This window comes from Micromonospora sp. NPDC050795, from assembly GCF_044456785.1.
Classification (GTDB): Bacteria; Actinomycetota; Actinomycetes; order Mycobacteriales; family Micromonosporaceae; genus Micromonospora.
The window spans coordinates 39,567-63,482 of the sequence record NZ_JBITGE010000028.1; the positions used below are offsets into that span (position 1 = coordinate 39,567).

The following is a 23,916-nucleotide window of genomic DNA, read 5'->3' on the forward strand; positions in this document are numbered from 1 at the left end:
GTCACTAACAATGTTTCCTACCTCTACCGGTGGATCAAGCGATCGGGTGGAGTCGATGAAGGTTTCTGCGGCGAATCTGACGCCTGCCGCGCGGCGTGGCCTACCGGGTGTCGGTGGCCGGGCGTAGCCGCCCGTCCGGGCCGTACAGGTACGTGTGGACGGTTTTGAACGGGGCCGGTAGGTACACGGTGAACCCGTGTTCGGGGATGACCCGGCTCCGGTAGGTGCGGGTGATGCCCAACAGGTACCGGTCGGGTTTGTCGCCGTGCGACCCCGGCGGGATGATGCCCGCCCCCGGCCTGTCGGCACGGGCGCGGCGGTGCCGACCGAGCGCGATGTGCGGGCACAGCGACAGCGCGGCGGCCATGCACTCGGGGTGCCCCGGCGGGTCCGCGTAGCGCATCAACTCGGCGGCCCGGGGTCCGCCGAGGAACGCCACCCAATAGCCCATCGGCTTACCGCACAGCGAGCACCTCCGATCGACCGCGAGGCGCGTCGAGACGGTGGTGTTGATCGTGGTGAAGTCCACGTGCGACCCGTCGCCGGTCGGGTTGGGGTGGATGTTGACCGGTGGGATGGGTAGGCCGCGCCGGGCGTCGTGGGGACGCGCGCCCAGCGAGGGCGGAATGTCAGGCCGGTCGGCGGCGGAGCCAGCGTCCGATGGGCCGGTCACGAGGCACCGGCCGCACGGCCGGGCCGGGCATCGGTCACGGTGATATGCGGTAGCTGTGACCGCAACACGGCGTGCGCCTTTTCCCATTGCGCCTCGGTCAGGGGCAGGGTGACCGGTTCGAGGTTCGCGGCGCTCATCGTGACGGCCATGATGTCGGCTGCTTCCGCCGAGTCGAACACGGCCACCATGTCGCCCCCGGCAACCATGTAGACGCGGAGGGCATTGGCGGGCCGGGGCACCGGGGCGGTACGGCGGTGTTCGGTCAGCCACCGGCCGACCACCTCGGCCGGGTCGCCGGTCATGTCGTCGGTGTCGTAGCCCTCGCCAACGAGCCATGCGAGGTGATCGGCAACGGTCCAATCAGGATGGATGAGCCACGATTGCCGTACGCCCTGCCACATGATCAGGCGTGCCGGAGAGCCGATCGGTTCGGCCGGTTGTGAGCCGTTCGGACCGGGCACCGGGCATAACGAGGTGCCGTCGGGGTGGGACGCGACCGGACGCGAGGCGAATCCGTGGAGGGACCAGTCACGCGGCGGTACTGGCCGGGCCGGTTCCCCGCATTCGGGGCAGCGCAGCGACCCCGGCGCGTGCGTCGGGCCGTCGGTGGCGTGGTCGTGGTCGGGGTGGCCGTCGGGGGTGGTCATATCTGTTCCTTCCGTGGGCGTGCGGGTGCCGGGGCCGGGCGTGGTGCCCGGCCCCGGCGGGGCAGTCGGTCAGGCCGCGACCGGGGCGGCGGCGGCCTCGTCGGTGCGGGCCTCGTCACCGGCGGTGGTGTCCTTGGGCGGGGTCATGAACGCGCGGACCTCGGCGGTCGGGGCGGGGGCGTCGTCGGCGAGGGCGTAGGTTTCCGGGGCCTCACGGGTCAGGATCAGCACCCCGGACCCGGTCAGCTTGTCCATGCCGTTGCGGACCGCCCCGGGGCTGCGTCCGCCGATCTCACGGGCGACGGTGCCGGGGGTCACGTCGTGGCCGGGGCCGAGGTCGCGCATGAACGCCTCGACCCGGTTGCGCAACTCGTTCTTGCCCAACTTCGCCGACCCGTCGCTGTTGATCTCACCGGTGGTGCGGCCGGTTCCGGCGGCACGTCGGACCGAGGGGCGGCGGATCTTGCGGGTGTGACCGCACGTCGGGCACGTGGTGTGTGTCGGCGCGTTGGCCGGGTCCACGGTGGCGAGGTCACCGTCGCCGATCACCCACAGTTCGTCACCGTCCTCGGTGACCGGCAGGCGACGGGCGGCACCGGCAACCTCCATCGCGGCGAGGATCGTGTCCCCCATCGCCACCGACAGGCCGCTCTCCCCGATCGCCGCGTCGGCCGTGACGCCGGCCGGGTGCCCACCCAACACACCCGCCATGATCAACACTTTGAGGTCGGGCTGACGCGGGCCGACCGGTGCCCCGGACACGGGCGCGCCCGACACTGGGGCCTCGGGCAGCGTCGCCTCGTCGGCCGTGTCCGCCGTCGTGTCCGTGCCGGCCTCGTCGCTGGCCGCGTCGGTCGCCGGGCCGTCGTTGTCGGCGGTGGGCTCGTCGGCCGCGTCCGGCGTCGCGTCGGTCGCCGGGGCGTCCTCGGCCGTCGGCTCGTCGGCGGTGGCCGGGCCGTCGTTGTCGGCGGTGGGCTCGTCGGCCGCGTCCGGCGTCGCGTCGGTCGCCGGGGCATCCTCGGCCGTCGGGTCGGTGGTGGCGGTCGGGTCGGTGGTGGTCTGCCAGGTGTCGGCGCTCTTGCGGTTGCCCTTGGCCGGGTCGGGGGTGCGGGTGGCGGTCCCGGCGGCCTCCATGGCGGTGAGCGCCTCGGTGACGACCGGTAGCGGCAGGTTCGCCTGTCCGGCCAACTTGCGGGCGGTGACGCCGGGGTAATCGCGCAGCGCCTCGGCGACGGCGGACCGGGCCTCGTCGGTGCCGGGGGTGAGAACGATGTTTGCGGTCATGGCAATACACCTCCACATAAGGGGTCGACAAATAGCGATTCCGCGTACGCGTGATGCGCATTGTTTGCGGTTCCGCCGGGGCGGTTTTTGTTGCCCACGTCCATGGACCCTCTGCACCGGATGATTGTCAACCCCGTTGCGCAAGACTCTTTACGGGGACCACGCCGCGCCGCTTCCGTTCTCGATTCAGGAACCGCTACCGCCACCCGGAACGCCATTTAACGGCCCCGTGTCCGACGCTGCGACGCGTTCGGCGCGGCTCCCTAGTGCCGCATAGGGTGAGCGGTGCGGGGGCCGCTCACACCGTCTTGCGGGGATGTGGTTTCCGGGTTGAAACGACTACGCCGCGCGCCCGGCGGACCGGACGCGCGGCGCTCACCGCGACCGATGCGAGCCTTCTCGGATTGTGCGGAAAATCACTTCATGAATTTACAGGGCCACGCCTTTTTGGCGCATGAAAGGAACCGGGTCAACAGCGTTGTACTCGGTGGCGGTATTGCCTTCGTGGATCTCGTAGTGCAAATGCGGGCCGGACGAGTTTCCGGAACTTCCGACGTGGCCGATTGGCTGCCCGGCGATCACCGTCTGTCCTACTCGGATAATCGGTTGTCGCACCATGTGGCAGTATCGCGAAACGATGTCGCTGGAGTGTCGGATGTCGGCGTACCAGCCGCACCCGCCGAGCCCGGGGTAGCCGTCACGGTCGCACGGCATGGGACCGCCGGTGGGTTCCCACGAGTCGCCCCCGATGTTGCACCGCACGCGTACCACCACGCCGCCGGACGCGGCACGAATGATGGTGCCTTTCTCGGCCATGATGTCGACCCCGTCGTGGCCGGGCCGGTCGCCGGTACGGAAGCCGGAACCGGCCGTGCCCGCCACGGGGCGGGTCCACCCGGAGGCACTGATCGGCGCACCGTCGCACACGGGCAGCATTCCGCCGGTGTACGCCGTCACGATCTCGGTTGCCCGTTTCTCGTGTTTGGCGTAGGCGTCCGGGTACGCGGACCGTTGCACCTTCTGTGCGGCTTCGGTGAGCGGTAGCCGTTCCCAGCCGGGGACGGTGAGGAGACGCTCGTAGAACGTCGCGGCGGCGTATTCGGGGTTCGTGATCTGTTCCGGGGTGCCCCATCCTTGCGACGGTCGCTGTTGGAACAGCCCCAACGAGTCATGGTCGTTGTTCGGGCCGAGGTCGCCGTGGTTGATCAACGAGGATTCTTGGAGGGCGGTGGCTACCGCGACCACCCACCCGCGCACCGGTACCCGCAACCGCTCACCCACGGTCACGATCACCGAGGCGTTACGGGCTTGCTCAGCCGATAACCCCGCTGGGGTGGCACCCGGCGCGGTGACCGCGCCGACGCAGCTACCCCCGCCACCGCCGCCGCCGAACACCGAGGAGACGACTCCGGCGGTAGCGGCCGTGAGCAGTAGAAGCAACCCGGCGACCCCGGCCGCGATCCAGACCGCTACTCGTCCCACGGCGCGCCACCGTCCCCGCCCGGTGCGGGCAGCTCGGCCAGGCTCACCCGGTCGGGGTGCCCGACGATGCGCCAGACCGGCCCCGCCGGACCGGGCGCGGCGGCGTGGTCGGCGGTGGCGGTGGCGACGGTCAGCCCGTCCGGCACCCCGGTCCGCCGGAGGTGGGTGTGCAGGTTGGCCTCACGGGCGGCGGTGGGTAGCCAGAACAGCACCGGGTACGCGCGGCGGGGCGGTAGTGCGGCGTAGCCGGTCAGCTTGCCCACCACCCGGCCCAGCGTTTCGGTGCCGAGGTCAGCCTCGACCCAGAACGGCACCGCCCGCCCGTTGTCGGCCCACACGCCGTGTCCGTCCGGGCGGACCAGGTTGCCGCACGCCTCCCGGCAGCGTGCCTCGTTCCACCACCGCACCAACCGCGCGCCGGGGTGCGCACGTGTGTGACCGGTGAGCGCGACGAAGAACCCGTTCACCGTGAGCAGGTGCGCCAGCGTCGGGGACATGGCGAGTCGGGCGGTGGCGTCGCGCACAACGGCCGGACGGGGCAGCGTCTCGCCTCGTCCGGCGGCGATCAGGGCCGCGCCGACCGGGCCGAGGGTCCACCGCCAGGATTGCGACCCGGGCCGCTGGTAGTGGCGGAACCGGTCGAGGATGTCTCGATCATGCAGGGTGTTGAGGCGGTTGCGGGCACGGCCGACCGAGCCGAAGGCTAGGTCGACGAGTTGGTCGGTGGTGAAGGTTCGGTGCTGGTCGAGCAGGTCCAGGAGGTGCCGGTCTCGGGGGGTGAGTCGGCCGAGTTCGGCGGCGACGACGGACGCCGTGAGGCGAGGACTGCCGGTGGCAGATGTACGGGTAGGAGGGATATCTCTTATCAGTCGGTTCCGGTCCACGGGTCCTCCTCACCGCCGTCCACGTGCGCGTACGACGTGTTCAAGGGGGTGTGTTCACCCGGCTGTTCGTGGTCGTTGCGTTCCTCGTTGGATCGCTCGTTAGACCTCTCGTTAGACCCCTCGCCCTGAACAGCGAAGGTGTTGCGACCCACCAGGTCAGTAACCGCAGCGTCAACCGGCTCGGAAGACTCAGTGGTGCCCGAGGCGGTGGCGGCTTCGCTGAGCAGTCGCCGCCGCTGCTGCACCGGCAGGCCGGTGTGGTCTCGGGCCGCATGACGCAGCTCGCCGGCACGGCCCTGGATGGCCGGTGGTGGCGGCTCGGTGTCGGCAGTGACCGGTGGGACGACTCGGCCACCGGCTACCGGACGAAGGACAACTTCGTAGCCGCCGAGTCGGATCAGGTCCCCGTCATCGAGGTAGGGGCGCAGGTGCCGGGCCTGGTCGATGGCATCGCGGGGGGCGAGGGCGAAGTACACCTTGTTGCGGGCGTTGGCGTCGATCGCCTCTGCCATTTCCCCGGACAGTTGGCCGAGGTACTGATGGGCGAGGACGAACGAGGTGTGCAAGCCGCGGGCCTCGGCGAGCGCGTCATCGATCCCGATGGGCAGGTGCAGGAAGTTGTGGCACTCGTCCAGCACGATCATCGCGTCCGGGCGATCGTCCTCGGGGATGCGGGCGCGGGCGGTGGTGGCCTGCCACAGCCCGGCCAGGAGCAGGGAGCCGACCAGGCGGGTGCCGTCCTCGCCGATGACGCCCTTGGGTAGCCGGGCGAGCATGATGCCGCCGTCGAGAATCTCGGCGAAGGAGAACGTGGTGGCCGGCACCCCGAACAGGCTGTTCGCCATCGGATGCGCCAGCACGAGGCGTAGCCGGGACAGCAGCGGGGCGATCAGGCCGGACCGCTGGGCGGCGGGCAGCTCGTTGAACCCTTCCCAGAACTCGCCGAGGGTGTTGCCCTCCCAGGCATTCAGCTTGCCGGTAGCGGTAGTGATCCGTTCGGCTCGCCATTTGGAGTCGGATAGCAGCCGCGGTAGTTGGGCGAGGGTGGCGCCTTCGACGTGGGCGAGGGTGAGCAGGCCGTGGTAGCAGATGTCGGCGGTGCGGTGACCCCACCAGCGTGACCACACCTTCGCCATCACCGCCGTGAGGTTCGCGGCCACGTCGTGCGGACTGCCGCCGTGCACGGCCGGGTCGAGCAGGTTGATCGCCGGTGGCGCGGCCCGCTCGTCCGGGTCAATCAGGACCAGGCGGTCACCGCAGGACTTGGGCAGCCGAGCGAGGAGGTCTCGGATGAGGTCGCCCTTGGCCGGGTCGAACGCGGCCACGCCGCGCCCGGCCTCAACGTCGGCGAGGATCATCCGCATCAGCAGGGTCGTCTTGCCCGTGCCGGTCGGTCCGAGCGCGTGGACGTGGAACCGACAATCGGTCAGGGAGATCCCGACCCGCATCGCGGGGCCAGCGTTGGCAACACCGATGACCTTGCCGCCCAGGCCGTGCCGCTGGTCGAGTGGCACCAGGTTGAGCCTGCGCCGACTGGTAGCGCTCCTGGCCGGTACGGGTTTGATGCGGGTGCGGGTCATGCCGGGCTCCAGATGGTCGGCGGGTCGTCGTGTTCGTCGTGCCGCTGCGTCGGGGCTGGTGGGTCGGCGAGCGGCCGGCGGCGCGGGGCCGGGTCGGCGCGGAAGATCTCGCGGGTGGCGGGCCGACGCCGTGACGCCGCGCCGGGCAGGCCGTAGGCGGCCGGTTCGGTGGGCAGCCCGGCGAGCGCGGCGGCTTCCGCGACGGAGACCAGGCTCATCCGTGCCTCGGGCACCCACCGGTCGGATGCCGCGAGCGCGCCGGAACGGAGCCGGCGGCGGGTGAAGTGGGCCGACAGCAGCCCGAACCCGGAGCTGACATCAGCCACAGCGGCGACGGCGGCGGCCTTCGTGGGGCCGGCGGCGACGGTATGCACGGCGACGAGCAAGTGCGGTGCGTCGGCGTACTTCGCCCGCGCCTGCCGGGCCAACTCGGCGGTGTACGGGTCAGTCGCACGGACGTGCCGCCTCGGGCTCGACGGGCCGGGGGTGACGAGGTTCAAGACGCCGAGAATCAAGGCTCGTAGCCCGTCGGCGAGCAGCCCGGCGGCGCGGGCGGTCCCTCGGGGTCGGCGGGCACGGTGGGGGTTAGTCATCGCGCGGCGCAGCGTTCGCATCCGGTGGGCGGGTGCTCGGCCGAGGTGGACTTGCAGGATCGCGCCGCCGGTGCGCCCGGCCGAGGCCAGCCCGCCGTAGACCCCCCGGAGCCGGTCCTCTTCGGGAGCGCTCGCGTCCATGCCTCGGCGGTAGGTAGGCGTGGTGTCTTCGACCAGGGGCAGCCATTCCGGCTGGGTGGGCCAGACCGCGAGGGCGGCGACGGCTCCGGTGGTGGGCACGGTCGGCGGTGGGGTTTGTTCGGCGCGGACGCCGGGCCAGCCGCGTTGCAGCAGCCGCACCACGGCGGTCGGGTTGACCCCTGGTGGCAGCCACAGCCCGCAGCGCATCCCGTCCGGGTCGGCGGCGACCTCCCAGACCAGCCGGGCCGGGCGTAGCGCCCACCGGCGCGGCGCGGGCAACGCGGTAGCGAGCAGTCGCCACAGGCCGATCGTCGCGGCCGGAGTGGCGGTCACGGGCGGGGTGATCTGCAGCCACCGCGCTGCGGCTGCGTGCCGCCGCCAGACCCGCCGCCGCCACCGGATGCACCCGACCCGCACGGCGGCGAGCGCCGCCAGGGCGGCGAGGAGCAACGGCCACCGGTCGCGGACGAGCGGCCACACCGCGTTGGTGGCGTCGTCGCCCCACGAACCGCACAGCAGCTCACCCACCACCGAGTCGGGCACGCCGCCCTGGCCGGGCACGCACCCGGCGGGGATCGCAGGAGATGGCGGAGGGGATGGGGACAGCGTGACAACCATCAGGAACTCCGATCGGTGGTGGAAGGGACGCCAGGGCGGGTCAGCGGCGGCCGGCGACCGGCGACCGGGCCGGTAACGATCAACTCGTGCTCGGCGGGCGAGGCGTGGCTGTGGAAAGCAACCCGCGCCGACCCGGCCGCGAGGAGCGCGTCTCCGCGCTGGCAGGACAGCAGGAACGCCCGTTCGCCGTCGGTGAGCCCGAACGCCTCGGCCACGGCGTCGATTGCCTGCGGCGCCTGCCTGAGCAGCACCTGGGTTGCGGCGTTGGAGACGACGGCACGGCCGGTTTTGGTGGCGAGCACGTCAGCGGCGTCCTGGGTCACGACGGTCAGGCCCACGCCGTATTTGCGGGCGGACTTGGCCAGGGTTTCCAGGAACACGCCGCCGCGACCGCCGGACAGCAGTTTCCACGCCTCGTCCACCAGCACCATCCGTAGCGCATCGGGCCGCTGGCCGGAGGCGGTCGCGCCGCGCACGGTGCGCCAGATCGTGTCCAGGGTGAGCAGCGTCCCGACCGGGTGAAGTTGCTCAGGCAGGTCCCTGATGGCGAAGACCACGAGGTGCCCCTGCGCGGCGGTGGTGGTCGGCCCGTCGAACAGGCCCTTCATGCTGCCGGCCACGTAGGGGTGCAGGCGGGCGGCGACTCGGCGGCCGGCGTCGTCGGTGTCTTCCAGGGCGGCCATCACGTCGGCCAGCAGCGGCGCCGGTCGCCTCCAGGTGCGCGGGTCGGTGGTGATGCCCTTGGCCCGGTATGCCGCGAGGACCGCCACATCGAGGGAGCGGGCTTCGTCGCCGGGCAGGGGCGCGCTGATGGCTGTGTCGCCGCTGCGCATCACGGTCACGAGCGTGTGCAGGAACCGTGCCCGGTCGTTGAGGGCGTCGTCAACGGGCGGCAGGTCAAGGGGGTTGATCTTCACGCCGGCCGCGCCGAGGCGGATGACCGTGCCGCCGACCGCGTCGGCCAGCCGGAGGTACTCGTCTTCGGGGTCGATGACGAACGCCTGCACCCCGAGGCACAGGTTGCGCAGCAGGTCGAGTTTGGCCAGGTACGACTTGCCTTCCCCGGATCGGGCGAGGATGACGGCGTTGTAGTTGGACTGCGCCCACCGGTCCCAGACGACGACTCCGGACGAGTGCAGGTTGAGTCCGAACAGCACGCCCGTGCCGTTGTCTCCGGCGGTGTCGGGCAGGTCGGGGCTGGTGAACGGGAAGGCTGCGGCGAGGGCGTCGGTGTCGAAGACCCGTTTCATCCCGAGCGCGTCGAACGCGAGGGGTAGGCCGCTGATCCAGCCTTGCAACTGACGCCAGGTGACCGGCGCGGTGTTGAGCAGCAGCGAGGAGGCCAGGGACCGCACCTCGGTTACCCGGTCGGCGAGGTCGTCTGGGCTGGTGCCGTGGACGGTGAGGTACAGGCCGAGGCGGAACAGTCGGGCCTCACCTCGGGCGACACGAGTGGCCAGCTCGGCGGCGTCGGCCGCGGCGGCGTCGAGGTCGGGATCGTCGAGACGGCCCTTCGCCGCGTCCTGCCGGCGGGAGGACTCGAACCGGCCGCGCTGCTTGCGCAGCCGCTCCGAGGCCACCGCCGGCGCGACCGGCTCGATGTGGAAGGCGGCGTCGACCAGGCCCGGGTAGGACAGGATCGGCTCGGCCCACCCCGGGCCGACCTCGGCCGGGTAGCCGACGACGGCCAGGGTGGCGCTGTAGCCGTCCCCGACGCGCACGTGTCGGCCGTCGACCTCGACGGCGTCCGGGGAACCGGGCAGGATCGTGGCCGACTCGGGCGCGGGACGCCGCCGCGTCGGCAGCAGTGCGGACAGCAGGCTCACCGCTGTTCACCTCCGTCAGATGGGGCGTGGGGCGTGAGGGCCGGGGCGGTGGGGTCGAGGCTGGCCGCGAGCCGCACCGTGGCGTCCGGCCCGTCGAGGACCCGGGCGGGAACCTCGCAGCCGGCGAGGGCACGAACCGCCTCGGCCGCGTGATGTGCGGCGTGGTGCGCGCCGCGTCGGCTGCGCACGGCGACGGTGACCTGCCGGTGCAGCAGCTCGCGCTGCCCGGCCAGGTCATCGAGGAACGCCACGTGCGCGTGGGCTGCCTCTTCCAGCGCGGGATGCGGCAACCCCGGGGCGGCGGCGAGGAACCGGTCGGCGAGGTAGGTCAGGTCGACCCGCTGCGCCCGCACCACGATCTGCGCCGGGCCGTCGAGGCTGTGCAGCCACCGCGCGAACCCGGCCACCAGGCCGTTCTGCTCCCCCGGGGTCCGCAGCCCGAATGCCACCGTCGAGGCGGCGACCAGGCCCGTCGTGCCGTCCGAACCGAGATCGACCAGCCCGTCTCCAGTAATGCCCCTCGCGGGCAGCCGCAGCGGCGCGGGCAGCGGTAGCCGGTCCCCCGGCCCGGCGGTGGTCTGCACCCACGCCGGAGCCGGGATGACCGGTCCATCGGCCGGCACGAGCCGGCGCGGACTGCGGCGGTGCCGCAGCGCCGCAAGGACCCAAGCGTCGAGACTCATGCCGTCACGGCGGCCGACCGCGAGCAGGAACGCCCCAGCGGCGACAGGTATCGCACCCGCGAGGAACACCAGCGGATGCACAAGCGTCGCCACCGCCGTCCACACCGCGTACAACAGGAGGCCCGTGACGGCCAGGATCACCAGCTGCCGTCCCGACATGCCGAACGCGATCCGGTCCGGCCGCTCGATGTCCGCGGGAACCCGAGCCCGCATCGGAGCCTCATCGTCGCGGCGGCTCACTGCTCATCACCTCGCTTCCGCGACGGGCGCCGCGCCGGGGCGGACAATCGAGCCGGCGGTGGGGACGGCGGGGACGGGGACGGCCCGGTGCGGACGGCGGTCGGACCCACCGGGGTCGCACCAGCCGCCGGGGACGGCCTCGCCGTCGGAGACGGGGACGGGCGCGGCGGCGGGGTCGGGGCCGCTGACCGTCGACCGTCCGTGGACGGCGGGACGGACGAGGCCGGTGGACGAGGCCGGGGTGCGGTGGCGGCCGTTGCTCGCCGGGCGGCGGACGGGGTGCTCGGGTTGGCGCTGGGTTGCCCACTCGGGGTGGCGCGCCGCGCCGCCGTAGGCCGTGTCCCGGGGGTCGAGGCTCGTCGTGACCCGCCGGCTCCCGGTGCGGCCGGAGCGGTGGAGAACACCGGCGTGACCGGGGCAGGTGGCCGGCGCGGCGCGCTCTGTGGCGCTGGTGCGGCGGAGAACGCCACCGCCGGTGCCGCGCCGCTGGGTGTCGCTGTCGGTGTCGTGGCCGTGGCATCGCTGAAGGCGACTCGGGCGGGCGGCGCGGCTGGGGCCGGTGGACTCGGCTGGGCCGGGGACGGGTGGGAGAACTGCGCGGCCGGGACACCGCCGGACGGCGCTGGCGGTGGAGTGGACGGGGCCGCCGGGTGGCTGAAGGTAGGGGTGGCGTTCGTCCCGGACGGCGCGGGCAGCGGCGTGTGGGTGACCGGGGCGTGGCTGAAGGCCGCCGGTCCCGGCGGGGACGGCGGGACGGGAGTCGGCCCGGGACGGGGCGGACGGGGTGGACGGGGCGGACGGGGGCCGCCCGACGATGGACGGGGACCGGGCGGACGAGGTGCCGTCCGCCCGGCGGTCCGGGCCGCACTCGCGCCGCCCAGGATGCCGGCCGCCGCGCCGAGCGTCTTGATCGTCAGGTAGGCGTGCATGAGCTGGCCGAGCAGTCCCCTGCCGTTGCGCTGTCCGAGCGGGCCGAGGACGAACTGCCGCATCCAGCCCGGCAGTTTGATCAGCAGCCAGAGCATCGTCAGGCAGACCAGGACGCCGAGGAGCCCGTCTGCGGTCGAGGGCACGCCCAGCACGGTCGGCCCGGCGGGGGTCAGGAAGACCTTCACCGTGGCCATGACGATGATCGCCTGACCGATCTGCAAGCCGAGGCAGGCGGCGAAGGCACGCCACCAGGTGTGGGCGATGCCTTCGGTGAGCGGGCTGGCATGGCAGATCAAAGCCGCTGGGGCCACGCCGACGAGGATGACCAGCGCGGCCAGCCGCAGGATGAAGGTGAACTCCACAAGCAGGCACATCACGACCACGGCGACGGCCAGGAGCACCATCAGGAAGCCCTTGCCCTGCAGGGCGTTGTCCGCGATCTGCCCGACTGCGGCGGCTGCGGCCGGGCCGTCAACCGTGTTCCCGGCGATGGCCACGGTGAGCGCGTTGGTAAGCACGATGGCCTGCTGACCGATGAGCAGGCTGCAATTGGCCAGCACCGCACCCAGCGCGATGCGGGGCAACACCTGCTTGAGCCCATGCTGGCTCTGCAGGGTCTCCCTGGTCGTGATGAGGAATCCGTTGGCGACGATGAACAGCACGAAGACGCCATTGGCCGTGATCAGGCTGGTCGTCCAGATCGCCTTGACGTGCTCGTTGTCGGTGAGGTCGGGGGTGGACAGCCACGATGCGCCGAGGGCTTCCATCACCGGCTGGAGAGCCTGCTCGGCGGTCCAGACGACCAGGTCGACCACGGCCTTGCGGATCTGGCCCCCGATGTCGTACCAGGCCGGATCATCGCTGACAGAAGGCTCGCCGGGAGTCGGGGCCGGGCCGGGCGTGGGTGCCGGCATGGTCGGCGCGGAGGGAGACGGGTCCACTCCCGGCGGGCGGACGCCAGGGTCAGGCACGCCGGGCGTTGGCGGCGTGCCGGGTGCGGTAGCGGGCGGGCCGGGTGCCGGGCTCGGCTCGGCGTGCGCCGGCCCGGCCCAGCTCAGGGCAAGGCCGGCGAGGATCACCACGCCGAGCAGCAGCAACGACACCGCTCGGACCGTGCGGCGGGGTCGGATCGCGAGGGCGTTCATCAGGCCACCCACGCGCCGACGATCGTCACGAACAACGGCGCGAGCAGCGCGAGGGCGTAGCCGATCGCGGCGGACCGCAGCGCGAGCTTGGCCTTCTCCACCTCGCCGGGGTCGCCATTGGCGGCCAGGTAGCGCAGCCCGCCGACGGTCAAGAAAAGCGTGGCGACGGCGACGAGGATGCCGATCAGCCAGGTACGGATGTTGTTGGCGACCTGCTGGATCGACTCGGCGGCCAGCACCACCGCAGCGGGCTCGGCCGCCCACGCCACGGTCGGCACGGCAACGAGCGCTGCCGTCACCGCGGCGGCGTTGAGGAGCATCAGCGCGGCGCGGACAGTCCGAGACCGGTATCGACGCGGGCGGCGGACGCAAGGCTGTCCGCGCCTGCCCGCCCCGGGGCGGCGGTCCGCCGCCCCGGGGCGTGGGAACGGGTGGTGATTCATGGGTTGGGCACCTCCGGTGCGCACGCCGACGCAGCCCGCAGCGGGGCGTGGGTGCGCGAGTGGGTGGCGAAGGCGGGACCGGGCGGTGCGCTCGTGGGTGACCTGTCGTGCCGACCGGCGCGGCCGTCCTCCTCACCAGAAGCGGCGGGTGGGCCGGGGACCGTGCGGGGTGTCAGCGCCGTCAGCGGTCCGGTCGGAACAAGGTCACCTGCGCGGAAGAGTCCCGCACTAGGGGATTACAAATCCGAGCCTCGGATTGGAAAGCCGCAGCTCAGACAGGTGCTTACGGGCGCTTCCGCACGGTAGGCACGTCCAGGGCCAGGGTCGTGGTGGCCTCGTTGATCACGTCGGCGTACGGGTCGGACAGCTCGCCGGACTCGATCGCGGCCTTCAGCCGGGCGACGGCGGCGGTGCGCCGCTTGTAGAGGTTCCAGCGGGGCTGGCCGGTGCGTTCGGCGTAGGCGGTGAGGCTGACCTCTTCCAGGTACGTCGCGCCGATCAGCTCGGCCTCCTGTGCGGTGATGACCTCGGCGTTGACCGCGCGGGCGAGGACGAGGTCCGGGTGGCCGTACGGGGCCGGCGGCACCACCGCGCCTGGGGCGTGGTTCGGAGCCCCGGACGAGGCGGGCTCCAGGTCGCGCAGCTCGGCGCGGGCCTTGGAGAACGCGGCGGTCAGCAGGTTGCCGACCACGCCCGGCTTGGCCACGTCGACCGTGCCGAGCGCGCGGAGGAAGTGCTCGACGATGGCGGCCTGCACGTCGCCGGTGAACAGCTTGGCCAGCAGGTACGCCTTGAACCGCAGGCCCGGTAGCGCGACCCCGACGGCACCGGCACGCCACGCCGGGTCTCCCGTACGGGCACGCTGCGCCAACAGCCGCCATGCCGCGTCCCGGGCGGCGTAGCCGCAGGACGGGTGCATCAGGATCGCCGACAGCTCGGGCAGGGCGATGGCCCGGCGGGGCAGGCCGTGGCCGAGGCTGCGGCCGTCCATCGAAAGCGGGCTCGGCCCCTGCCCCATCAGCCGGAACCGGTACTCGATGTCGTTGAGCAGCGTCTCGCCGCGCCGGGAGACGGCTGGCTCGGTAGCGGGGATACGACGGTCCATGGTGGTACTCCCTCGTGGTGACCGTTGCCGTCCGGCGGGAGTGCCGGTCGGCGCTGTGCCACCACGCCACCAGGGCCTTTGAACAGATCATGAACACTCATGATCTTGTTCAAGGTGTCTCGACACGTGTTCAACCCAGCCGTCGCCGATCCCCGTCAATGCATCTCGACCTCAGCCGGCGGACATCCCGAGTCGGGGTGCGCAACCCGTAGCCAGGCTGTTCAAGGCCCCTTCACGCCGGGCGCAGCCACGTCGAGACGGCACCCTTGAACATGCGCCGCCCACGAGGCAGCCACGGGATGAAGCCGGACAGCTGCGAGCGGCGCTCGCCGGGCGCACTCACGCCCCATCACGATCTTGTTCAAGGTCCCGAGGCGGTCGGCCGCCTCGTGTTCAAGCAGATAACGATCTTGTTCAAGCCAGCGAGGATCTTGTTCAACCGTCCACCGATCGTGTCGGCAATCCGCGCGGCTCGGATGTCGTCGACAGCCGGTGTCTCGACGGCTCTGACCTGCGTGTTCAACCAGTAGAGGATCTTGTTCAACCGGGCGGCGTCGAGCGCAGCGCCCGGCTCGGCAGCGGGCGCGGTTTCCAATCCGAGGCCCGGATTTGTAATCCCCTAGTGTCAGCGCTTGTCGGCGGACGTGGCCCACACGCCCATGCCAAAGCCCAGCTCCACCGCCCCCGGTGACCGGCCTCAGCCGGCACCGGTCGGGCTGCTCCTTCCCCGAGCCCGCGTCCCGCGCACGCCCCGTCCGGGAGCGCCGGACTGGCACGGACTATCCCCAAACCACCTCGCCTACCTCATCCGCCGCTACACCCACGTCGGCGACGTGGTGCTCGACCTCGACGCGCACCCCGCCGCCATCGCCGCAACCGCCCACCTGGACCGGGTACCGGCCCGACTGGTCAACGGTCGCCATGGCCCGCACGTGCGGCTCCTGCCGCCCGCCCCCGAACACCGGACGCGGCGCGCCATGCGACGTCCCGGCCCACGTGTCGACCTGATCCTGGCGACCCTGCCGAAGGGCGCACCGGGCCTCGCCCGAGACGGCATCGCCGCAGCAATGAGCACCTGGCGTCCTTTGCTACGCCCCGGCGGTTTCCTGCTGCTCGGACTCACCGCCTCGCCGGCCCAGCCGGGCGAGGTCAGCCACCGAGCCACGGTCATCGCCGCCGCCCGCGCCGCCGGGCTCTTCTACCACCAGCACATCCCCGCCGTCCTCGTCCCGCTGCCCGAGCACGAGCCACGCACCGCCCCGGAACACCCCGACGAGGCCGACGACGGTCGCCGGCTACTCGCTGGCCGCCACCTTCCGACGTTCCGGGATCTGGTCGTGCTCGGGACCACCGCCACCGGTGAGGAGAACGCCCATGCCTGAGTCCCGTCCGCCGTTCCACATCGGCAACCTCCACGACTCCCAATCGCCGCACCCCAGCGCGTCCCACCTGGCAGCCCTGCTCACCGAGGGCTACCTCGGTTCGGTCTGGCTCACCGGTCAAACCGCGTCGCGGGACCTGCGTCGCGGCCGATACACCCCGGAGTCGTTGACGCACCCCGGCAAGATGCTGCCGACCATCCCCCGCTACGCCATCCGCACCTACACCAACCCCGGCGACGTAGTCCTTGACCCCATGGCCGGCATCGGCACCACCGTCATCGAGGCCATGCACCTCGGCCGTCACGGCGTCGGCGTCGAGTACGAAGCCGAATGGGTCGCCAAGGCAGCCGACAACATCCGCCACACCCTCCAGGCCGGGGCACCGGGCCGGGGCGAGATCTACCACGGAGACTCCACCGCGCTGCCGGCACTGCTACCGGCAAGCCTGCACGGACAGGTCTCCCTGGTGATCACCTCACCGCCCTACGGACCGTCCACCCACGGCCACGTCCGTACCCCCGGCCCGAGGCGCGGCAAGGTCCGCAAGATCAACCACAAGTACGGCGGCACGGACAACCTCGCCTACCGCAGCCCTGGCGAACTCGCCGACGGGTTCACCGCGATCCTCGCCGGATGCCGGACGCTGCTGCGTCCCGGCGGACACGTCGTCGTCACCGCCCGGCCCTACCGCCGCCACGGCGAACTCATCGACATCCCCGGCATGGTCGTCGCCGCCGGCATCAACGCCGGCCTCGAACTCGTCGAGGAATGCATCGCCCTCATCTGCGGCGTCCGCGACGGCGTAATCATCCCCCGGGCCTCGTTCTTCCAGCAGAAGAACACCCGCGACGCCATCGCCAGCGGTGACCCGCAATGGCTCCTCCAGCACGAGGACGTGCTGGTCCTGAGAGCCCCGACGATCTCCGTCCCACACGATGCCGAGAGCCGGTCAGCGCGCACAACGGCGCACGCTGACCGGCTTGATGCCTTCGCCCCGCACCGCGTGGATCGACGTGCACAGGCGGTGCCCCCCGGAAACGCCAATCCCGGCGGCAGCGCCATCGATCCCCGGTCCCACCCGGACCGGGACGGTGAAAGGACGTCCGATCCGTGCCCGCCCTATCCGCACCCCACGCCAGGGGACGTACAGCCCGACCCCACCGTCCACCGGCGGTCCGGCGACCCCGACGGGCCACGCCCACAACTCGACTCACCTACTACTCGGGGCCGGCAATGACCACCCCGACGGCAGCCGAGTGGCGACCCAACCCCCTCCTGACCATCGATGACGTCGCGACCTGGTTGGGCAAGCCGAAGAACACCCTCTACGCCTGGCACAGCCGAGGCAAGGGACCTCGCGCCATCCGGGTCGGCAACACCCTGCGCTACCGGCGCAGCGAGGTCGAACGCTGGCTCGACGCCCACACCGACCCGGAGCGCTGAGCCATGGCCCGACCTCCACTACCCATCGGAACCTGGGGCAACATCCGCACCGAGAAGCTCGGCCCCAACCGGCACTGCGCCCGAGCCCGATTCCGCGACTACGACGGCAGCACCCGGGACGTCGAGGCCACCGACACCACCGGCCCCGCCGCCATCCGGGCGCTCAAGGTCAAACTTCGTGACCGTGCCGCTCCCAACGACGACGAGATCACCCGGGAGACCCACATCAGCAGACTCGCCAGCCTTTGGCTCGAAGAGATCACCGCAGAGGAGCGTCTCGCGCCGCAGACCATCAGCCAGTACGAAGTGAGCGTGCGCGTCTCGGTCGTGCCTGCCCTGGGCAACCTTCGTATCCGGGAGGCCAGCGTCGGCCGCATCGACAAGTTCCTGCGCAAGGTCGCCGAGGACCGCCCGACAGCTGCCAGGCTCGCAAAGGTCGTCCTGACGCAGATGCTCGCCCTGGCCGTACGCCGTGGGGCACTAACGACCAACCCCGTCCGCGAAACCGGCCGACTACGCAACCCGCGCCGCAAGGTCGTCGCCTTAGAGTCAGAGCAGTTGGAGGGCGTCCGTGCGGCAATCCGGCGGTGGCAGCAGGCCAGCCCCGGTAAACCCGGGCCTCGGCACACCGGCGATCTGGGCGACATCGTCGACCTCATGCTCGCTACCGGCGCCCGCATCGGCGAGATCCTGGCAACGCGCTGGGAAGACCTCGACCTTGCCGCCGAACGCCCGACACTGACCATTTGCGGCACGATCGTTTACCTCAAGGGCAAGGGCTTCTTCCGGCAGGACTGGACGAAATCCGACGCCGGCTTCCGAACCGTTGTCCTTCCCCGCTTTGCAGTAGGAATGCTGATGGCCCGCAAGCTCAACGCCGCCGACAACCCCCACGATGCGATCTTCGCCTCCCGGCGCGGCACCTGGCTGTCTCCGCAGAACGTGCGTCGCCAGTGGCGTCAGGCCCGCGTCGACGCTGGCCTCGAATGGGTCACGCCACACACCTTCCGCAAGACCGTCGCCACGCTGATCGACAAGGAGGCTGACGCCAAACACGCCGCCGCCCAGCTCGGGCACGCCACCGAGCAGGTCACCAACAGGCACTACATCGTCAAGCCCGCTCTCGCCCCGGACAGCTCCGACATCCTCGAACAACTTGGCGCTGGCCGGGCCACGACCAGGCACGAGCATCGTCCCCATGGCCCACGCCGGACCGGATAGGCACACAGGGGCCGTCCCCGACATGCCCCACCACGGAACCGCTAGCTAGAACCCGATCACCCACCAGCGTTACTGAGGGGTTTTCGGGGGGCGATTCAAAACTGCATAGATAAACATCAAGGCCCTGGTCAGCTTCTTGCTGGTCAGGGCCTTGTTTCGGTGCCCCCGGCAGGATTCGAACCTGCGACACACGGTTTAGGAAACCGATGCTCTATCCCCTGAGCTACGGGGGCGCGAGGGCACAGTCTAGCGACCTTGGGTTCACCTGGGGTGGCAGGGAGTGGCCCGCGTTCACCCACCTTCCCCGGACCGCCGTTCGCCCAGCCCAGCACCAAAGCTTGAGCACACGAACGCCGGGAAGCGACCGGCGGTCGGCCGTGGGTGACCAGCGGCCGACACCCTTCGGCCATCATCGCGGGGCCCGCATCATCGTGAACCAGCTACGGACCGGCGGGCCGGGCGGCGCGGCGACGTTCGGTGAGCCGCCGCGCCTTCACCACGTTGCCGCAGTCGGCCATGCGACACCAGCGGCGGGAACCGTTGCGGGTCCGATCGAGGAACAGCCAGCCGCAGCCGCCTTCGAGCACCGGGCAGCGGCGCACCCGGGTCAGGTCGGCCGCCACCATGAGGTCCAGGGCGGCCTCGGCGATCCGGTCGGGCACCAACATGGCCGGCACCGTGCCGTAGACCAGCCGTACCTGCGACGAGTCGAGCACGAATCTCGCTCGGGCGGCCGCGCCGGACCACCGCTGGTGGAGCGCGACCAGCGCGGCACCGGCCGCGACGGGGTCGCCCGCCGCGCCGTCGTCCGCGTCGGTGATCGCCGCGAGCAGCACGAGATACAGCCCTTCGCGGATGTCCCGCACGGCGGCCAGGCCCGCGTGTGCCGCCGCCGGCTCGTCGCCCCAGGCGCGGCCAACCTGGTCGGCCTCCGCGTCGCTGATCAGGCCCACCTGGACCGACCAACGCAGCAGGGCGGAGCTGTCGGACAGGAAGTCGTGCGGCGACGTGCCCCCGCGCTCCAGTGTGTTGACCAGATCCAGCACGGGGTGCCCCCCGACCATCGGTAGCTGGCACACGTCGAGTGGCATACCAGCGAGGCTACCACCTAAGGAATCGACGGCGGTTGACACCGACCCAAGTTCGGGAGTTGGCGTGCCACGCTTGCGACCCTCATCGGCGCAATTGCCACACCTCAAGGCCGAACAACGAGGGATGCCCACTCGTCTATGCTACCGTCAAAATCCAGTTAGCCGGGATCATCTATCGGCGTTCGGGATCTGGGAGGTAGCCAATGGCGCCCCAACGACGCGCGGTCTACGCCCTCGCCGCGTTGTCCGCCGCCACTTTCTGTTACGTCACCACCGAGGTGCTTCCGATCGGGTTGCTCACGCTGATCGCCCCGGACCTGGGACGCTCCAGGTCCGAGGCCGGCCTGCTGGTGACCGGGTACGCAGTGGTGGTCATGATCGTGGCGCTCCCGCTGACCCGGGTCACTCGGCGTGTGCCCCGGCGCCCACTGCTCGCCGGTGCCCTCGGTGTCTTCGCCGCGGCGACGACGGTGTCGGCCTTCGCAACCTCCTACGAGGTGCTGCTCGCCGCGCGACTGGTGTCCGCCACCACGAACGGTGTCTTCTGGGCTGTGGTGTTTCCGGTGGCGATCTCGATGTTCCCCGCGAACATCCGCGGGCGCATCGTGGCTCGGCTGTCGATCGGTAACGCCCTCGGCCCGGTCCTCGGCGTGCCGCTGAGCACCTGGCTCGGCGGGCAGGCCGGTTGGCGGGCCGCCTTCGTCGCGATGGCCATCTTCGGCTTCGTCACCTGCGTCGCGGTCGCCCTGCTCCTGCCGAGCGTCGCACCGCAACAGAGTGCCGGCGACATCGGGCCGATGCCGGACCGGGCACGCTTCGTCGTGCTCCTCCTCGCCACCGTTCTCGCGGTCACCGGCGCCATGGGCGCGTTCACCTACATGACGGCCTTCCTCCTCGACGTCAGCGGGTTCGCCGCAGCATCTCTCGGCCTGCTGCTCTTCGTCCAGGGCTCGTTCGGCGTCGCCGGAACCTGGGCGGTCGGCCGGGTCCTCGACCGGTTTCCGCTCGGTGTCGTGCTGGTTCTCCTCGGGCTCCTCACCGCCGCGATGCTCGGCCTTCATGGAGCTGGCGCGAGCAAGGTGTTGACGATCCCGTTGCTCGCCGTGGCGGGGATGTCCTTCAGTTCGCTGATCGCGGGAATCCAGCACCGCGTCATGCAGGTGGCCCCGTCGACCACGGACATGGCGTCGGCCAGCCTCAGCGTCGCGTTCAACTTCGGCCTCGCGGCCGGCTCGTTGATCGGCGCGGGTCTGCTGGCGACGGCCGGGGTGCGCGTCATCCCGTTGTTCGGTGGCCTGCTGACAGCCGTGGCGATCGCGTTGCTCGCCGGCCAGGAGATGTCCCGCAGGAGAGGGAGGAACCACAGCAGTTGGTCGGTGCGACCGACCCGCGGTCGGGATGCCGAGAAGCCACCGGCCACCAGCGTGCGGACATAGCTGGCGGGGCGTCCTCGACGGCTACGGGCGGCGCGAGCACGACCTGGGTGGCGAGGAACGGCCCGGCGCGGAGAGTGGTCCTCCGCGCCGGGCCATTGCATCGACTGATGTCACCTGGTCACGCAGTCGGCCGACACCCCCGGGCCGGTGCCGGTGCCCTGGAAGCCGAAGTTGGTCGACTGCCGGCCGAGGACACGTCCGTTGTAGCTAACGTTGGTGAACCCCACGGATCCGCTGGTGCCGCTGACCTGCGCGTTCCAGGCGCTGGTGACAGAGCCGTTGGGCAGCGCGACGGTCACGGTCCAGCCGTTGATGTCCGACTTGCCGGCGGTGACCGTCACGCTCGCGGTGAAGCCGCCAGCCCACTGGTTGACCGCGATCGACGCGTAGCAGCCGTCACCGGCTGGCGGCGTGGTCGGCGGCGTGGTCGGCGGCGTCGTGGGCGGGGTGGTCGGAGGGGTCGTCGGCGGCGTCGTGGGCGGGGTCGTGGGCGGGGTCGTGGGCGGGGTCGTGGGCGGGGTCGTGGGCGGGGTCGTGGGCGGGGTCGTGGGCGGGGTCGTGGGCGGGGTGGTGGTGGGCGGGTTGGGCGCGCCGTTGGCCAGGCTGAAGGCCAGTTCGGGCTGGAACGAGCCGGCCGTGAAGCGGCAGCCGTCCGCCTCACCCGGCGGCTTCACCCACAGGTACGCGTCGATGTTGCCGTCGCCGGTGTTGGTCGTCGGGTACTGCCCGATGCGCCGGTCGGTGTTGTCGTCGCCGCACCAGTCCCCGCTGGCACCCCCGTTACGGCTGGTGTCGATGACCTGGCGCTTGCCCGAGATCCCCATGCCGTTGAGAGCGGAGATGACCCCACGACCGAAGTTCGCCTCGTTGGAGGTGGAGTTGTAGTTCGAGACGTTGGTGAAGAAGCCGTCGGCGTACTGCACGCCGGCTGCCCGGAGCCGGTTGGCCGTCTCACCAGCGCTGTTCCAGGTGGAGTGGCCGCCGTCGAGGTACACCTTGGCGTTGGGGTTGCCGGACTTGATGGTCCGGGTGGCCGTCGAGATCGCCGCGTTGCGCGCGTTGATCTCGGCGCTGCTCAGGCACGTCAGCAGAGCGAGCGAGTCGGTTTCCAGGATGATGATGACGGTCTGGTTGCCCAGTCCCCTGGCGAAGTTCGACACCCACGTCTGGTACTGGTTGAGGTCCGGCGCCCCACCGGCGCTGGCACCGCCGCAGTCCCGGTTGGTGATTTCGTAGACGGCCAGGACCGGGATCTGCTGCGCCGCGTTGGCGGCGCCGATGAACCCGGAGACCTCGGACTGCACGGTCGAGGGGTTGAAGTTGGCGAACCAGCGCGCCTGCGGCTGACTCGCGATCTTGTCCCGGATGACGGCCGTACGCGAGTCGCCCGGGTTGGCGGCGACCCAGCGGACGACGGCCGAACTCGGGTCACGGTAGAGCGACCCGGACAGCGTGCCGGCGGAGGCGCTGCTGACGGCGAGGCAGACGCCGACGGCGGTGGCGCCCGCGACGGCCGCCACGCTGAAAGCCGCCGATCTGCGGCGGAGCGAGGAGAGGATAGCCACGACGTGTTGCCTCCAGATCACATCGACGTTTCTAAGTTTGTGGGAGCGTTCCCACGGTAGCGGAGGCGCGTGCCGCTGCCAAGATGCGCGGGCATGCTCGCGCAGGGTCTGCACGACGGAAGCGGCGGCTTCTCCGACTGGTGAGGTCGTTCATCGACCGGGGGACAGCGGGCCAACCCCTCGACCGGCGGCGGACGAGGCGTACTAGCCTGTCGCGGTGGCGAGCAATTCTCAGGTGAGCGGCGGGTTCTCCGGCACGCTACGGGCGATCCTCAGTTGCGTGATCGCACTGGCGGTCGGGGTCGGGGCGATCTATGTCCTCGGACCCTGGTCCGTTGAATCTCCCGCGCCGGCCGACCCGCCCCGCCCCTTGGGGGCCCCGGTGAAGGCGGCCGGCCGGACGGTATCCGTGCTCGGCGCGGGGGACATCCTGCTGCACCCCGAGCTGTGGGACCAGGCCCGGCGCGACGGTGGCGGCGAGTTCGACTTCGCCCCCATGCTGGCGCCGGTGCGGGAGACCGTTTCCAGCGCGGATCTGGCCCTGTGCCACCTGGAGACCCCGCTGGCACCGCCGGGAGGCCCCTACATCGGCTTCCCGAAGTTCAACGTGCCGCAGGAGGTCGTCAAGGGCATCAAGAGCACCGGGTACGACGGTTGCTCCACCGCCTCGAACCACACGATCGACCAGGGGTACGACGGCGTCAAGCGAACCCTCGACGCGTTGGACAAGTCGGATCTGGGGCACACCGGCAGCTACCGGACCGAGCGTGAGTCCCGCACCGTCAAGATCTATCGGGCCAAGGGCGTGAAGGTCGGGCACATCAGCTTCACCAAGAGCTTCAACGGTCTGCGCCCGCCCGCCGACAAGGAGTGGGTGGCGAACCTCATCGACGTGAAGGCCATTCGGCGGGACGCGGCGGCGGCCCGGGAGGCGGGCGCGGAGATCGTGGTGGTCAGCCTGCACTGGGGCACCGAGTACGAGCACGAACCGGACGTCGACCAGCAGACCTGGGCCCGTCAGATCGCCGCCATCGACGACGTGAACGTCGTCTTCGGGCATCACGCACACGTCGTCCAGCCGGTGGAGCGGATCGGCGACACCTGGATCGTCTACGGGATGGGCAACCAGATCGCCCGGCACGCCGAGCCGGTGAACGCCAACCGTGACGGCGCGATGACCCGGGTGACGTTCGGTCCGGCCGGCGAGACGAAGAGGTGGAAGGTGGTGGCCATCGAGGCGATCCCCACCTTCGTTGATCTGAATCCGGACATCCGTCTGGTCGATCTTGAGCGGGCGCTGGCGGATCCGGCCCTCTCCCCCGGGCGCCGCCGGATCTACGAGGCTGCGGTCGAGCGGATCGAAGGCAACCTCTTAACCAGGGCCGCCGACACCGCAGGCCTGGTGGTACGCGGAGTGACGCGCAAGTAACAGCCGCAACTGAGCCGACACAAAGACGAAATCGTCACAGATCTTGTGGTGGTACACCTTGCTAGCATTCGCGGC

Annotated in this window: 21 protein-coding genes and 1 tRNA gene; 6 read left to right on the forward strand and 16 right to left on the reverse strand. The window is 71.1% G+C overall.

Annotated features, from left to right (window positions below; translation table 11 throughout):
* Positions 1–100 precede the first annotated feature (100 nt).
* The 13 genes from ACIBEF_RS23320 to ACIBEF_RS23380 all read right to left on the reverse strand — a co-directional run bounded on the left by ACIBEF_RS23320 (position 101) and on the right by ACIBEF_RS23380 (position 14,869).
* Entirely contained in the window at positions 101–673 is a 573-nt protein-coding gene (locus tag ACIBEF_RS23320) for a hypothetical protein (RefSeq protein ID WP_396795272.1), read from the reverse strand.
* The gene (locus ACIBEF_RS23325) at positions 670–1,320 is read right to left on the reverse strand and encodes a hypothetical protein (RefSeq protein WP_396795273.1); all 651 of its coding nucleotides are present in this window, start codon (positions 1,318–1,320) and stop codon (positions 670–672) included. Before ACIBEF_RS23325 ends, ACIBEF_RS23320 begins: the two co-directional genes overlap by 4 nt.
* A 69-nt stretch (positions 1,321–1,389) precedes the next feature.
* Complete coding sequence (locus ACIBEF_RS23330) at positions 1,390–2,604, reverse strand: hypothetical protein (protein ID WP_396795274.1); 1,215 nt, start codon at positions 2,602–2,604, stop codon at positions 1,390–1,392.
* A gap of 429 nt (positions 2,605–3,033) precedes the next feature.
* The gene (locus ACIBEF_RS23335; protein WP_396795275.1) at positions 3,034–4,086 is read right to left on the reverse strand and encodes a M23 family metallopeptidase; all 1,053 of its coding nucleotides are present in this window, start codon (positions 4,084–4,086) and stop codon (positions 3,034–3,036) included.
* Entirely contained in the window at positions 4,074–4,943 is an 870-nt protein-coding gene (locus ACIBEF_RS23340) for a replication-relaxation family protein (protein WP_396795324.1), read from the reverse strand. The genes ACIBEF_RS23335 and ACIBEF_RS23340 overlap by 13 nt, the downstream gene beginning before the upstream one ends.
* An 8-nt stretch (positions 4,944–4,951) precedes the next feature.
* The gene (locus ACIBEF_RS23345; RefSeq protein ID WP_396795276.1) at positions 4,952–6,550 is read right to left on the reverse strand and encodes a type IV secretory system conjugative DNA transfer family protein; all 1,599 of its coding nucleotides are present in this window, start codon (positions 6,548–6,550) and stop codon (positions 4,952–4,954) included.
* Positions 6,547–7,827 carry a hypothetical protein gene (locus tag ACIBEF_RS23350; protein ID WP_396795278.1) on the reverse strand — a complete coding sequence of 427 codons (1,281 nt, stop codon included), beginning with the start codon at positions 7,825–7,827 and terminating at the stop codon, positions 6,547–6,549. The genes ACIBEF_RS23345 and ACIBEF_RS23350 overlap by 4 nt, the downstream gene beginning before the upstream one ends.
* Positions 7,828–7,901: 74 nt before the next feature.
* Positions 7,902–9,728, reverse strand: a complete 1,827-nt coding sequence (locus ACIBEF_RS23355) for a VirB4 family type IV secretion system protein (RefSeq protein WP_396795279.1) — start codon at positions 9,726–9,728, stop codon at positions 7,902–7,904.
* Positions 9,725–10,651 (reverse strand): PrgI family protein, encoded by a 927-nt coding sequence (locus tag ACIBEF_RS23360; RefSeq protein WP_396795280.1) that lies wholly within the window; start codon positions 10,649–10,651, stop codon positions 9,725–9,727. Before ACIBEF_RS23360 ends, ACIBEF_RS23355 begins: the two co-directional genes overlap by 4 nt.
* Positions 10,648–12,726: a hypothetical protein gene (locus ACIBEF_RS23365; RefSeq protein WP_396795281.1), complete on the reverse strand. Its 2,079-nt coding sequence runs from the start codon at positions 12,724–12,726 to the stop codon at positions 10,648–10,650. Before ACIBEF_RS23365 ends, ACIBEF_RS23360 begins: the two co-directional genes overlap by 4 nt.
* A complete protein-coding gene (locus ACIBEF_RS23370) occupies positions 12,726–13,169 on the reverse strand; it encodes a pilin (protein WP_355234943.1) in 444 nt (147 codons plus the stop codon). Before ACIBEF_RS23370 ends, ACIBEF_RS23365 begins: the two co-directional genes overlap by 1 nt.
* A 283-nt stretch (positions 13,170–13,452) precedes the next feature.
* Entirely contained in the window at positions 13,453–14,274 is an 822-nt protein-coding gene (locus ACIBEF_RS23375) for a hypothetical protein (RefSeq protein ID WP_396795282.1), read from the reverse strand.
* Between the two features lie 361 nt (positions 14,275–14,635).
* A complete protein-coding gene (locus ACIBEF_RS23380) occupies positions 14,636–14,869 on the reverse strand; it encodes a hypothetical protein (RefSeq protein WP_396795283.1) in 234 nt (77 codons plus the stop codon).
* Positions 14,870–14,933: 64 nt separating this feature from the next.
* Here ACIBEF_RS23380 and ACIBEF_RS23385 point away from each other — a divergent pair, with 64 nt between their 5' ends.
* The 4 genes from ACIBEF_RS23385 to ACIBEF_RS23400 are packed head-to-tail and all read left to right on the forward strand — an operon-like array spanning position 14,934 to position 18,320.
* Positions 14,934–15,656: a hypothetical protein gene (locus ACIBEF_RS23385; RefSeq protein WP_396795284.1), complete on the forward strand. Its 723-nt coding sequence runs from the start codon at positions 14,934–14,936 to the stop codon at positions 15,654–15,656.
* Between the two features lie 19 nt (positions 15,657–15,675).
* Positions 15,676–16,893, forward strand: coding sequence for a TRM11 family SAM-dependent methyltransferase (locus tag ACIBEF_RS23390; protein WP_396795325.1), 1,218 nt, complete (start codon positions 15,676–15,678; stop codon positions 16,891–16,893).
* Positions 16,890–17,099: a helix-turn-helix transcriptional regulator gene (locus ACIBEF_RS23395; protein ID WP_396795285.1), complete on the forward strand. Its 210-nt coding sequence runs from the start codon at positions 16,890–16,892 to the stop codon at positions 17,097–17,099. The genes ACIBEF_RS23390 and ACIBEF_RS23395 overlap by 4 nt, the downstream gene beginning before the upstream one ends.
* Positions 17,100–17,102: 3 nt before the next feature.
* Positions 17,103–18,320 (forward strand): tyrosine-type recombinase/integrase, encoded by a 1,218-nt coding sequence (locus tag ACIBEF_RS23400; RefSeq protein WP_396795286.1) that lies wholly within the window; start codon positions 17,103–17,105, stop codon positions 18,318–18,320.
* 160 nt (positions 18,321–18,480) lie between these two features.
* Here ACIBEF_RS23400 and ACIBEF_RS23405 read toward each other — a convergent pair.
* Positions 18,481–18,553, reverse strand: a tRNA-Arg gene (locus ACIBEF_RS23405).
* A gap of 207 nt (positions 18,554–18,760) precedes the next feature.
* Entirely contained in the window at positions 18,761–19,411 is a 651-nt protein-coding gene (locus ACIBEF_RS23410; RefSeq protein ID WP_396795287.1) for a CGNR zinc finger domain-containing protein, read from the reverse strand.
* 203 nt (positions 19,412–19,614) lie between these two features.
* Between ACIBEF_RS23410 and ACIBEF_RS23415 the strand changes: the two genes are divergently transcribed.
* Complete coding sequence (locus tag ACIBEF_RS23415) at positions 19,615–20,847, forward strand: MFS transporter (protein WP_396795289.1); 1,233 nt, start codon at positions 19,615–19,617, stop codon at positions 20,845–20,847.
* 110 nt (positions 20,848–20,957) lie between these two features.
* On the opposite strand, the gene ACIBEF_RS23420 is transcribed toward ACIBEF_RS23415, so the two are convergent.
* On the reverse strand, positions 20,958–22,412 hold the full coding sequence (locus ACIBEF_RS23420) for a glycoside hydrolase family 6 protein (RefSeq protein WP_396795290.1): 1,455 nt from the start codon (positions 22,410–22,412) through the stop codon (positions 20,958–20,960).
* 217 nt (positions 22,413–22,629) lie between these two features.
* Between ACIBEF_RS23420 and ACIBEF_RS23425 the strand changes: the two genes are divergently transcribed.
* Positions 22,630–23,841 carry a CapA family protein gene (locus tag ACIBEF_RS23425; RefSeq protein WP_396795291.1) on the forward strand — a complete coding sequence of 404 codons (1,212 nt, stop codon included), beginning with the start codon at positions 22,630–22,632 and terminating at the stop codon, positions 23,839–23,841.
* Positions 23,842–23,916 lie beyond the last annotated feature (75 nt).

Bases quoted from the DNA above. Each gene is read 5' to 3' on its own strand.
- ACIBEF_RS23330 (WP_396795274.1), bottom strand. From the start codon at position 2,604: ATGACCGCAAACATCGTTCTCACCCCCGGCACCGACGAGGCCCGGTCC.
- ACIBEF_RS23325 (WP_396795273.1), bottom strand. From the start codon at position 1,320: ATGACCACCCCCGACGGCCACCCCGACCACGACCACGCCACCGACGGC.
- ACIBEF_RS23345 (WP_396795276.1), bottom strand. From the start codon at position 6,550: ATGACCCGCACCCGCATCAAACCCGTACCGGCCAGGAGCGCTACCAGT.
- ACIBEF_RS23375 (WP_396795282.1), bottom strand. From the start codon at position 14,274: ATGGACCGTCGTATCCCCGCTACCGAGCCAGCCGTCTCCCGGCGCGGC.
- ACIBEF_RS23400 (WP_396795286.1), top strand. From the start codon at position 17,103: ATGGCCCGACCTCCACTACCCATCGGAACCTGGGGCAACATCCGCACC.
- ACIBEF_RS23410 (WP_396795287.1), bottom strand. From the start codon at position 19,411: ATGCCACTCGACGTGTGCCAGCTACCGATGGTCGGGGGGCACCCCGTG.
- ACIBEF_RS23370 (WP_355234943.1), bottom strand. From the start codon at position 13,169: ATGAATCACCACCCGTTCCCACGCCCCGGGGCGGCGGACCGCCGCCCC.
- ACIBEF_RS23415 (WP_396795289.1), top strand. From the start codon at position 19,615: ATGGCGCCCCAACGACGCGCGGTCTACGCCCTCGCCGCGTTGTCCGCC.
- ACIBEF_RS23385 (WP_396795284.1), top strand. From the start codon at position 14,934: ATGCCAAAGCCCAGCTCCACCGCCCCCGGTGACCGGCCTCAGCCGGCA.
- ACIBEF_RS23395 (WP_396795285.1), top strand. From the start codon at position 16,890: ATGACCACCCCGACGGCAGCCGAGTGGCGACCCAACCCCCTCCTGACC.
- ACIBEF_RS23365 (WP_396795281.1), bottom strand. From the start codon at position 12,726: ATGAACGCCCTCGCGATCCGACCCCGCCGCACGGTCCGAGCGGTGTCG.